Source organism: Bacillus cereus group sp. BfR-BA-01347 (assembly GCF_022663835.1).
Taxonomy (GTDB): domain Bacteria; phylum Bacillota; class Bacilli; order Bacillales; family Bacillaceae_G; genus Bacillus_A; species Bacillus_A thuringiensis_K.
In genome coordinates this window covers 14,517-26,622 of the sequence record NZ_JAKUGG010000006.1, presented here as the reverse complement: position 1 = coordinate 26,622, position 12,106 = coordinate 14,517, and the positions used below count along the sequence as shown (strand labels likewise).

Below are 12,106 nucleotides of genomic sequence, written 5' to 3'. Positions count from 1 at the left end.
AGAGCCCATCGGCTCTTTTTTTATTTTCCTTCATTCTTCTCTAACACGTATAAATCTTCTTCGATATTCGTTAATTTCTCACTTACAAGCTTTCTTGCATCTCCAATTGCTTGATTGTATGCAAATGGTCCAACTAATTTAATCATTTCTTCTATTAAACGCTCTGCTTGGAAACGTCCAATTTCATCTAGATCTTCTTCCATGAAAAATTGCTGAATTTGCGCTACAAGCTCTTCTTTTTTATCATTTGGTATTTTTATATTCATCATCGTTGTTACTCCTCTATATTTAAGATAATATCTTCCTTAACTCTACCATAGAAAAACGATTACCAGGACAGCTTTTTGTAACTCCTTCTAACTCCCTATGACCTAGTATATTTTTTTCCTTTATAGCAAATTGCTTCATAAACATTTTGCATAAAGAATATAATGCATTCACTTGTGCAGGAGTTGGATCGTATTTATCGAAATTTCCCGTCATACATATTCCAATTGTATAACGGTTATGGTCTTTCGCATGCGCTCCAATATGTAAACCTCGTCCTTCCACTACAGTTCCATCTTCTTCAATAAAATAATTGTAACCAATCCCGCTCCACCCCCGTACTTTTTGATGAAATTCATGCGTTTTATACACGTCCCATCCATCTTCAGCTGTATGGTGAATAATCAGTTGATTTACTTTTTCTAAAGGAACTAATTCATCTTGAAATGTTAGATTGACACATTTAATTTCCATTTGAACTGCCTCCTCTTAAAAATCAATCATAATAATCGTTTTATCATCTGGCCTTATTCTCTTTTCCGCTTCTAGCTCTTCAATGATTGCTACATATTCGTTTATACTATTCTTTCTTATATATGCAACAGTTTGTTCTAATGACCAATCTGGGTGGAATAACCCGTCTGAACAAATAAAAATTCCACTCACTTCATCTATATGTAATTCACCATGTTGTAAATAATGTATCGCTTCTTTCATTCCATTTGCAACTGAATAACCATTTGGCATATTTGCAAGATAACGATTGTATTTTAACTGTTCTCGCACATCTTGAAAAACATATTCTTCTGGTACAGATAACCCTTTTTTACGATCTTCTTCCCTCTTCCTTTTTGCTCGTTTACTAATTCCTTCAACTGTGTCTTTCGTTAATACTTGCATCGTTCCATTTTGAAAAGTTGCGACAATCATACAGTCCCCAAGCTGCGCATATTCAATTTTCTCACCAACTATTTGAACTGCCGCGATACATGTGCACCACAAATGCTCTTTTTTTCCCGTGTCTACTTCATATTCTAACATTTTGCTTTGCAATGCTTCATTTGCTTTGGCAACTGCAAATTGTAAACTATGATTCTCTCGTAATGCAGTAAAATAACTTGCAAATAAATGCGAAGCGATGTATGCTCCATTATGTCCCTTTTCATCACGAAACGGGACAAGTGGTGTTGCACCGTCACATACACCATAAATCTTTTTTTCTTTATTACAAAAATAAGAATCCTCACATTCTTGCTTCAACGGGCTTTTCTGTTGATAGGTTTTTATCTTCACAACTGTATCCCCTTTCAAATAATAAAATACTCAAATTCTTTTGATTAATCTAATTTACCAAAATAAACTGTTTTTACCCAAAACTTTCAATATCATATATAATCTTGAAATAATATGAATTTTTCAGTGAAGGACGGGAAAGAAATGGTCAGATTCCTTGGTGTTATTATCGGTTCTATTATTATTGCGGTTGCCTTTAATCTTTTCCTTATCCCCCACAAAATTTTAAGTAGTGGAATTGGCGGAATTGCTATTATTTTAGGGATTGTAACCCCTGTAAACACAGGCATTATTAACTTTGTATTAAACTTACCTATCCTTATTTTAGGGTACATAGGTCTTGGAAAAAAAGTAATTTTTAACACCGTTGTCTCTGTAGTTGTATTATCTGTTGCATTATACTACGTTCCAGTAAAAGTCGTAGCAACAGATCCATTGTTATCTTCTATCTTCGGAGGTGTCATCGCCGGAGCTGGTATTGGTCTTGTTTTTAACTGTAATGGATCCACTGGTGGATTTGATATTATCGGTATGCTTTTATCCCGCAAGCGAGACATTAAACTTGGCGGATTCCTTATTATTTTAAATGCAGTCGTTGTAATAATCGCAGGATTCTTCTTCACCTGGGATGTTGCACTTACAAGCTTACTTTCAATTTATGTAACTGGTAAAGTAATTGATGCTGTTCATACAAAACATCGTAAAGTTACACTTATGATTGTAACAAATGAAGCAGAAAAAATGAAAAAACAGCTTCTTTCAACTGTTGTACGTGGAATAACGTTACTTGATGGCGAAGGTGCTTATTCAAGCGAGAAAAAGCGTGTACTTATGACCGTCGTTTCTCGTGAAGAATTAGCAAGTATGAAACTAACAATTTCTGAAATCGACCCGAATGCATTCGTTAATATTACAGAAACTGTAGAAGTGTTAGGACTTTTCAGAAGAAGTTAAAGACTAGGTGGGAATCCACCTAGTCTTTATTTTGCATAAATTCAATTCGGTTTCCAAATGGATCTGACACGTAAAATCGAATTACATCTGGCCGTGCATAATCATCAATCACTTTAACACCTTGCTCTATAAGTGTTTGCTTAAATTCATTAATTTCATTCACATAAAAAGCTGGATGAGCCTTTTTAGCTGGTGTAAAGTTCCGCTCGACACCAATATGAATTTCTTGATTTCCGCATTTAAACCAACATCCGCCTCGTTTTTTCAACTCTTCTGGCTTTGGAATTTCTTCCATACCAATCATATTCCCATAAAAATCACGCGCCTCTTCTTCACACCCTACAGGTGCAGCTACTTGCACGTGATTAATCCCTTGAATATAATTTTTCATTTCCTCTCCCCTCCTCTACCCTAATGTTATATGGAAAACAGCCGTCTGTAACTTACAAAAGGTTTATAAAACAATATAAGCTCCCCTTATTACCACCCTGCATTCACCTTACAAAAAATAAAAAAAACAAAATTTATTCTATAACTTCCATTTTTTATAGAAATACACATTACATCTATATTATAGTTATGAATAGACAAATCTTTTTAGATGCTATTTGTACGGAGGAACTATTATGAGTCGTAAAAAATATTCACCAACTCAAAAAAAACGTCATCCGAACATTTCTAGACGTTTGCGAAACCATATACAAGATCGTTCATTAACAGAAATGTACGCATCTCTGTTCGAACACAATCCTGATAGTATTATTTCATTAAATTTAGAAGGAGTTATTCTACATATAAATCCTTCTGCCGAAAGAATATTAGGTTACACTTCTTTAGAATTAGAACAGAAAAATATTACCTCTATTTTAGAAGCCCATATTTCTGAGCAAGTATTACAAAATATAAAGAATACTGAAGCGGATAATCAACAAGAGTATATCTTATCTATTTATCATAAAAATGGATTCTTATTAGATGTTGTGACAAAACTAGTTCCTATTTTTGTTCAAAATCGTCTTACTGGCGTATATGCTATTATGAAGCCGCTTGAAAAATCAGAAAGAATTGAGAATATGCTAAAAGAAAGTGAGAAGAGATTACGTACATTAGTAAACTCCATGCCTGCCTTTGTTATATTTAAAGATCATGAAGGGCGCTGGCTTGAGGCAAATGACTACGCACTTTCTTGCTTCAATTTCCATCATGTACCTTACCATGGGAAAAAAGATAGCGAACTCATTCAATATAATGAAGCATACCGAGAAGCTTTTTTACATTGTGAAGAAATTGATGAACTAGCATGGCAACAAAGACAAATTCTTCATGGCGAGGAATTTATTATACATAGAGATGATTTCGATCTAATCTTAAGTATATCAAAAGTCCCGCTTTATCATCCTGACGGTTCTCGCAAAGGTCTTATCGTGATGGGGAGAGATGTTACTGAGCTAAAAGAAACTGAAAAGTTATTACGAAAATCTGAGAAGCTCGCAGTAGTCGGACAACTGACAGCTGGAATTGCCCATGAAATTCGAAATCCACTCACTTCTCTAAAAGGTTTTCTAACGTTGCTCCTCCCTGAAATAAATGAGGAGCAAAAATGGTATATCGATGTTATGTTAAGTGAGATTTCACAAATGGAATCCATCACGAGTCAATTTATGGCGATGTCTAAGCCACAAGTATTATCTATCCAAACTTGTAACATACAAACTTTAATTGAAGAGGTAGTTACATTTATTTTACCGACTGCAATTATGCATAGCGTTCATATCATCATGGATCATTTTGATTACGTATATGATATTCAATGTGACGGTAACCAATTAAAACAAGTTTTTATAAACATATTAAAAAATGCGATAGAAGCGATGCCAAATGGCGGAAATATTTTCATCCAAACAAAACCATTAGAGGATAATTTCATCTTAATACGAATTATCGATGAAGGTTGTGGCATTCCAGAAGATCGTATCTCCCGTCTAGGCGAACCTTTTTATAGTTTAAAAGAAAAAGGCACAGGACTAGGATTAATGATGTGTTACAAAATAATTGAAGAACATCATGGTAAATTACACATTTCAAGCGAATTAAATAAAGGTACAATTGTTGATATTAAGCTACCACTTTCTTCATCTCATCTTGCAATCCAGTCTTAAATAAAAAAGAAGCATCTGCTAATGATTAGCAGATGCTTCTTTTTTAAAATGCTTTGTCATACCACTCTTTTGCTTTTTCTACTTCACCCATCGTTAATTGATGCCCTCGATTTTCCCAATGCATTGTTACATTCGCGTTTGCATTTTCTAATAGTACCTTCAATTCCTCTGACTCTGCTGATGAACAAATTGGGTCATTTGTCCCAGCAGCAATAAATACAGATTTCCCTGCTAAATTTGCTAATTGCATTCCTCTTCTTGGTACCATTGGGTGATGAAGCACAGCACCTTTCAATGCATTTTCGTAATGGAATAATAAGCTTGCTGCGATATTTGCCCCATTCGAATAACCGATAGCTACAATGTTATTTCTATCGAATTTATATTCTTTAGCCGCTTCATCTAAAAATTCATTTAATTCCTTCGTACGGAAAATTAAATCCTCTTCATCAAAAATGCCTTCTGCTAATCGGCGGAAGAAACGCGGCATCCCATTCTCTAACACATTTCCCCTAACGCTTAATACCGACGCTTCCGGATCAACTATTTCTGCAAGTGGTAGTAAATCTAATTCATTACCACCTGTGCCATGAAGTAATAACAACACTGGTTTTGACGTATCTTTTCCTTTTTGAAAAACATGTTTCATCATAATCCTTTTCCCCCTTCAATCACTTTAATCTAAATTTCTCACTTCAAATGGTAAAAGCGTTTGTTCAATCTGTTTTCTATGTTGTTCATATTGTTCCGGTAACTTTAATTCCTCACCCATCGTCTCTAACGATTCATCATGAGCGAAACCAGGAGGATCTGTTGCAATTTCAAATAAGATTTCACCATGTTCTCTAAAATAAATCGCGTTAAAATAATTTCGATCTTGTACAGGAGTTACGTGATATCCAAAACGCGACACATGCTCTTTCCAGTCTAGCTGATCAGCATCGTCACTCGCTCTCCAGGCAATATGATGAACTGTGCCAACGCCCATTTGGCCACGACCGATTGTTGATAATTTCAAATCAATAATATTTCCAATGTCAGCAGAAGAACGGAATCGAACAAATTCACCCTCTTCTCCAATTTTCTCAAGACCCATAATATGTTCTAATAATTCAGCTGTTTTTTGAGGCTGTGTAGATAAAAGAACAGCACCTCCAAACCCTTTAATTGCTACTTCTGGTGTAACTTCTCCAAAACTCCAATTATTTAATTCGCCTTCTTCTCTTTCAACTAATTCTATATGCAAACCATGCGGATCATCAAATTCTAAATACCGCTCTCCAAAACGATTCATTTTTGTATACGAAACATCGAATTTTTCTAATCTATTTTCCCAAAACTCCATTGCACCTTTTGGTACAACGTAAGACGTAATTCCTACTTGACCATCTCCAATAATACCTTGACGAGCACCTGTCCATGGGAAAAACGTAATAATTGTTCCAGGCTTTCCTCCTTCATTTCCAAAATAAAGATGGTACGTACCTGGATCATCAAAATTCACTGTTTGTTTCACTAAACGTAACCCCAATACACCAGCATAAAAGTCTACATTTTCTTGTGGATGCCCTACAATCGCTGTAATATGATGGATTCCCATTGTTTTCTTTTCCATTTCTTCCACCCCTTTTTTATTTCATTATAAAAATTCTTTTACATTTAAATTCATTATTCATTTTGTCCATGCTACAAAGTAAAATCCGTCATTATAATTTTATCTCGAATTCGAGATATTAATTACAAGATTACGTATCGGTGTCTAACCTATTAAATTATCTCGAATTCAAGATAATTCACAAAAAATATTTGTTCGATTTATAACCATAATAAATTTTCATTATGAACATTTATTATCTCGAACTCAAGATTTATTATAAGTTACTTATTTTTTATTGTCAATAAGTCCTTACTTTCATTTTACATGTAAAAAGAGTAAACGCTATTCACCGTTTACTCTTTTTGCAAATCATTTCTTTTCTTCTTCCAATACTGCTTCCATCTCATTAAATTCACGATGTATCGCTTTAACTGGTTCTTTCGTTAATAAACTTACAATAATAACAGCTAATAAGCTACAGAAGAATCCAGGTATCATTTCATACATAGTCGCTTTTAAACTTGGAATTTGTACCCAAGTAATAACAACTAATGCCCCGACAATCATCCCAGCAAGAACGCCCCATTTGTTCGTTCTCTTCCAATATAAACTTAATAAAATTGCTGGTCCAAATGCTGATCCAAATCCTGCCCAAGCATATCCAACAAGCGTTAAAATTGTATCACTCGGATGATACGCTAAAACAACTGCAATCATCGCTACAACTAATACTGACAGCCTACCGATAAATACAAGTTCTTTATCACTTGCATTACGACGGAAAAATGTTTTATAGAAATCTTCCGTTACGGCACTTGAAATAACAAGTAATTGTGAGGAAATACTACTCATAATCGAAGCCAAAATAGCTGATAATAAAAATCCTGTAATGTACGGATGGAATAAAATATTTGAGAATGTTACAAAGACCATTTCTGGGTCTTGTAATGTCGCATTATTTTTAGCATAATAAGCGATACCAATTAGACCAGTAAGCATTGCACCTATAATTGAAATCGTCATCCAACCGATACCAATTCTACGAGAAGTTTTTAAATCTTTAATAGAGGTAATTGCCATAAAGCGGACAATAATATGTGGTTGACCAAAATACCCAAGACCCCATGCTAAAAATGAAATAATACCAAGCATTGTAGTCCCTTTAAACATATCTAAATGTGATGCATCAACTTGCTTAATCGTATTGAATGTTTTTGTTACACCACCGACATCCGTAAAAGCAACAATTGGTACTAGTACAAGTGCAATAAACATAATACAACCTTGCACAAAGTCCGTCCAACTTACAGCTAGAAAACCACCAAATAGTGTATACGCAACAACGACACCCACTGTTACAAATAAACCAATTTTATAATCAAGGTTAAAAGAATTTTCAAACAAACGTCCACCTGAAACTAAACCAGCCGACGCATAAAATGTGAAAAATACTAAAATGACGATAGCGGAGACAAAACGAAGTATTTTCGTACGATCTTTAAACCGATTTTCTAAAAAGTCTGGAATCGTAATTGAATCATTTGCCACTTCTGTATACGTTCGTAAACGCGGGGCAATGATTAAATAGTTTGCATAAGCACCTATTAATAAACCTATCGCAATCCATACACTTGATAATCCTGTTGCATACATCGCACCAGGTAATCCCATTAGCATCCAACCACTCATGTCAGAAGCACCAGCTGATAAAGCTGTAACTGCTGGACCGAGTCCCCTTCCGCCTAACATATAATCTGATAAATTGGATGTCTTCTTATAAGACCAATATCCGATATACAACATACCTGCCATATAAATAGCAAGCGAAACCATAATTTCAATCTTCACCAAATCTCTCCCTTAGTCCATAAGCCATTCAAAATTTCGAAAAATGACTTTTTCTATTTTCTTGTTTTCGCTTATGGTTCCCTACCTTAACAAACATTTTTTGTTCTTTCAAGTGAACGAGCACTTTTCATTACATGTGAAAACCTTTATAAACGCCTTTATCCCAGTGGATTACAATGATTTTTCAAGAATTTAAAGCAAGAATATTCAGAAAATTAAACGGTGTTTTTTCACACCTTATTTTCATCTGTTTACCCGATAAATTTTAAAAGAAAAAGCCACACAAATGTATGACTTTTAGCTTATTGACGTCTCAATTTTCTCTTTCTCTACATATACTTTACGAAATTTCATATAGCATCCAATACACCAAGGTACTATATAACAAACCGCAAGAGTGTAGAAAAGAATACCGATTGACTTTGGATCTAACCCTTGTAAATGTCTTCTAAAATAAGCACGTAAAAGAACGATAACTAAAAATGTAGCAATAAAAGCGATACTTTTTTTGCATAAATTTGACCATCTTCTCTGACTTCATACCCACTTAAAATAATAAGTGGAATTGACAATAACAATCCGATCCCAGCAGCTATACCAATTTTCCAATCAGCAAGTTGTATCGGTGCTGCATATAAAGAAAAACCTGGTAATAAGAAAAATAATGGCAATAGTAGTCGTCTTCCTTTATTATTAATTGGTCGATTCGTAGAGCGCATGCGTCTAAATATAACGAGCCCTATGACGAGTAAAAAAATTGTAATACTGTAAGAACCTTGCTGCAAGTGAATCTCTCCCTAAAAATAGTCATTTTAAAAAACACTTCCCTATTATACTCCTAATTTTCCCCAAAATATGAGTATTCCTCTAAAAAATCTTACATATCAAATATACTTTTAGGTTTGATTTACTATAGGAAACAACTCCGAAAGAGGAATTACTCTCCCCACCTCGTCTTTAAACACAATATGCTCTCTAGTTAAATAGCGCGGGCTCTTCACTCCCGCCGCTGCCGCTAATGAAAATAAACTATATCTCATACTAATAATATAATTCATGACTCGCCACTTCTTCTCATACCGATCTAATGCTTTTTGATAATGTGGATTCGTCGTGGCTACACCAGATGGACATTGGCCAGAATTACATTGAAGGGCCATAATACAGCCGCTTGCCATCATAAATCCGCGGGCTGAACTTACAGCATCCGCTCCAATCGCTAAAACAATCGCTACTTTATCTGGTGTTATTAATTTACCCGATGCAAATACTTTAAACTTGTTACGGACACCATAATGATTTGCTGTATCGATAAATGTAAGTAATGCTGGGATAAGCGGCAGTCCCATACAATCTGCCATCGATTTATACGTTGCCCCTGACCCACCTTCTGAACCGTCTATTGTAATAAAATCTGGGTAAATGTTTAGTTCTTTCATTGTTTTTATTAAATCTTCCAAAGGCTTCTGCTGACCAATTACAATTTTCATTCCAACTGGTTTACCGCCGCTTTCTTGCAACTGTTGAATAAAACAAAGTGTATCCGCTGCATTCTTTAAAAATGAAAATCGATTCGGTGAATTAATCGTCTCTCCCTTTCGGACGTTGCGAACAAAAGCAATTTTCTCATTTACTTTTTGCCCCTCTAAATGACCACCACGTATTTTAGCACCTTGCCCAAATTTCAATTCGAATGCTCTAATATTACTTTCTTTCGCTTTCTCCATGAATTTTTCCATTGAAAAATTACCGTCCTCATCACGATATCCAAATAACCCTGGACCAATTTGTGCAACGATATTTGCTCCTGTATGTAAATGTTCTGGAATAACGCCGCCTTCACCCGTATTAATCCACGATCCGCCTGCCATTTTCGCTCCAAAACCACTCGCTAAAATATAATTTTCTCCAATCGCACCGTAAGAAGTTGCAGATGCACCAAACATGCCATGTAGCTTCCACGGATATTTACGGTTCTCACCAACTATAATTGCATCATCTTCTTCATACAGCCAAAGATTCGTTGTATCCGCTGTCAATTTTTCTCTTCTTGAAAATAACCCTTCTTTATGAATCACGTACTTTTTACCTTCCCGCTCTTGCGTGAGATTCACACTTAATTCCTCAGTTAATATCGGAAATAATGTATTAGCAATATAATAGCCAGAAGCTTCAAAATCTCGTTTTGATCCAAAACCAAGTATTTCAGAGCGATATTTCGCTAAAAACATAACACTTTGAAAATCATAACGTGAGAAAGGCTTTCCATCCGTATCATGATCAAACCAATATTGTCGAAATTCAGGCCCTATCTTTTCCAGTAAGTAGCGCATTCTTCCTAAGTACGGATGTAATTTTAAAATAGAATGATATGTTCGTTTTTTTATAAAAAATGTAATGATAAAAAAGACGATTAAAAGCAACATTAAAAATAGTAATATACTAATAATAACGAGTAGCGTTTCACTCATCCCGCTTCCCCCTATGAAATTCCATAATAAAAGGAGAACACTCGATGTGCTCTCCTTTTATCTTTATTCATACTAACGTAGCAAGATGCTCTTTCGCGTCATATTCAACTAAACTTTCAGCGTGTTTAATTCGATGAACAAAGTCTGGATTAGCAATTAACGGTCTTCCGAATGCCGCTACATCAATCGTTCCTTCTTCCAACGCTTCTTCGGCCTCTTTCGGATTCAAATTACCAACCCCAACAATCGTACCATCCCAATATTTTCTTACTAGTTGATGAAAATTCTTTCCGTCAGTAATCTCTTGCGTATAATTCATCGTTGAAGGATGGATCATCGTTAACCCTACCTCTTTAAATATATTTATGAACGTTTCAATTGCAAACTCAGGGTTTTCCCACATATAAGTAGGATTATCACCTTTGAAAGCAGAGAAGCGAAGAAGTGTTTTATTAGCTCCAACAGCTTCTATTACAGCCGCCGTTACTTCTTTCATAAACGTTAACCTTTGTTTTAAATTACCGCCATATTTATCTGTTCGCTTATTCGCAAACTCATACGTAAATTGATCGATTAAATATCCGTGTGCACCGTGAATTTCTACTCCATCAAATCCAGCTTCGATCGCATTTTTCCCAGCTTGTGCGTATTGACCGATCACTTCTTGTATTTCTTCTAACGTCATTGCTTCTGGCGTATCAAATGGTTTACGAAAACGTGGAACATTTCCCTCTGCAGCGATAGCCGACGGTGCTTGTGGCATTTGACCACCAATTATTTCATGATGACTCATACGCCCAACATGCCATATTTGAGCAATAATCGTCCCGCCTTCTTTATGTACCGCCTCTGTAACAGGTTTCCAAGAATCGATTTGTTCTTGTGTATAAATACCTGGCACTCCTGGGTTTCCTTTTGCTCTCTGACTAATGACAATTCCTTCTGTAATAATTAGTCCAATTCCATCCGCAGCACGTTTTCTGTAGTACTCCACTACATCAGCACCAACTACTCCAGTCTCATTATCTGCAAAGCATCTTGTCATCGGTGCCATCGCTATACGATTACGAAGAGACCAAGCTCCAACTTGAATTGGATCAAACAACTTTGTTTCTTCAACGTTTTCAAAAAATCCCCCAGCATTTACATTTGTTCCTTCATAAATACTCGCTGCTTTATTACTTGAACTTGTCATTTTTCTTCCCCCTAAAAAATCTTACTATAATCGCATCATACTTACTTTTAGATAGTAACGTCAATTTTTACGACTTTACAATAAAAAATTCGAATATCCCAAAAATAAAATGCTATAAATAATATTAAAAAGGTTTCCTTAGGAGGAAACCTTTTTTGTTAACCATATATGGCTGTCAATTCGTTTATCTCTTTAATAAAAAACACCTTATCAATAGAAGTGAAAATGGTTCAGTATTCTTCTAAAAATAATAACTTATATACCTAAAACAATGAAAGCCCTACCTCTCTTTCATCCTTACGGCTCCTCGTCCGTGCCAGTG

The 12,106-nt window shown here is 35.2% G+C and carries 11 protein-coding genes and 1 pseudogene; 2 read left to right on the top strand and 10 right to left on the bottom strand.

All coding sequences use genetic code 11. From position 1 onward, the window contains the following. Positions 1-20: 20 nt before the first annotated feature. From MR143_RS11690 to MR143_RS11680, 3 genes are read right to left on the bottom strand one after another with little or no spacing between them, the layout of a single operon-like run. Positions 21-269, bottom strand: coding sequence for a DUF2164 domain-containing protein (locus tag MR143_RS11690; protein WP_000981064.1), 249 nt, complete (start codon positions 267-269; stop codon positions 21-23). A gap of 19 nt (positions 270-288) precedes the next feature. Beyond that, entirely contained in the window at positions 289-741 is a 453-nt protein-coding gene (locus tag MR143_RS11685) for a peptidoglycan recognition protein family protein (RefSeq protein WP_000402976.1), read from the bottom strand. Between the two features lie 15 nt (positions 742-756). Further along, positions 757-1,578, bottom strand: a complete 822-nt coding sequence (locus tag MR143_RS11680) for a protein phosphatase 2C domain-containing protein (protein ID WP_002000458.1) — start codon at positions 1,576-1,578, stop codon at positions 757-759. Between the two features lie 126 nt (positions 1,579-1,704). Here MR143_RS11680 and MR143_RS11675 point away from each other — a divergent pair, with 126 nt between their 5' ends. Then, entirely contained in the window at positions 1,705-2,514 is an 810-nt protein-coding gene (locus MR143_RS11675; protein WP_000251344.1) for a YitT family protein, read from the top strand. A gap of 19 nt (positions 2,515-2,533) precedes the next feature. Here MR143_RS11675 and MR143_RS11670 read toward each other — a convergent pair whose 3' ends face one another. Continuing rightward, positions 2,534-2,905, bottom strand: a complete 372-nt coding sequence (locus tag MR143_RS11670; RefSeq protein WP_000800778.1) for a VOC family protein — start codon at positions 2,903-2,905, stop codon at positions 2,534-2,536. Positions 2,906-3,140: 235 nt separating this feature from the next. On the opposite strand from MR143_RS11670, the gene MR143_RS11665 reads away from it, so the two are divergent. Further along, positions 3,141-4,673 (top strand): BA3702 family sensor histidine kinase, encoded by a 1,533-nt coding sequence (locus MR143_RS11665; RefSeq protein ID WP_000087651.1) that lies wholly within the window; start codon positions 3,141-3,143, stop codon positions 4,671-4,673. Positions 4,674-4,716: 43 nt separating this feature from the next. Here the strand turns inward: MR143_RS11665 and MR143_RS11660 are convergent, their stop codons facing one another. From MR143_RS11660 to MR143_RS11635, 6 genes and pseudogenes are all read right to left on the bottom strand, one after another. Further along, positions 4,717-5,325: an alpha/beta hydrolase gene (locus tag MR143_RS11660; protein WP_000975488.1), complete on the bottom strand. Its 609-nt coding sequence runs from the start codon at positions 5,323-5,325 to the stop codon at positions 4,717-4,719. Between the two features lie 24 nt (positions 5,326-5,349). Further along, the gene (locus MR143_RS11655; RefSeq protein WP_000412750.1) at positions 5,350-6,288 is read right to left on the bottom strand and encodes a ring-cleaving dioxygenase; all 939 of its coding nucleotides are present in this window, start codon (positions 6,286-6,288) and stop codon (positions 5,350-5,352) included. A gap of 351 nt (positions 6,289-6,639) precedes the next feature. Continuing rightward, positions 6,640-8,118 (bottom strand): sodium/proline symporter PutP, encoded by a 1,479-nt coding sequence (gene putP / locus MR143_RS11650; RefSeq protein ID WP_000687618.1) that lies wholly within the window; start codon positions 8,116-8,118, stop codon positions 6,640-6,642. Between the two features lie 297 nt (positions 8,119-8,415). After that, positions 8,416-8,903: pseudogene (locus MR143_RS11645) on the bottom strand (CcdC protein domain-containing protein). 111 nt (positions 8,904-9,014) lie between these two features. Further along, positions 9,015-10,589, bottom strand: coding sequence for a glutamate synthase-related protein (locus MR143_RS11640; RefSeq protein WP_199717656.1), 1,575 nt, complete (start codon positions 10,587-10,589; stop codon positions 9,015-9,017). A gap of 67 nt (positions 10,590-10,656) precedes the next feature. Beyond that, positions 10,657-11,784, bottom strand: a complete 1,128-nt coding sequence (locus MR143_RS11635) for an alkene reductase (RefSeq protein WP_242280781.1) — start codon at positions 11,782-11,784, stop codon at positions 10,657-10,659. Positions 11,785-12,106: the final 322 nt, after the last annotated feature.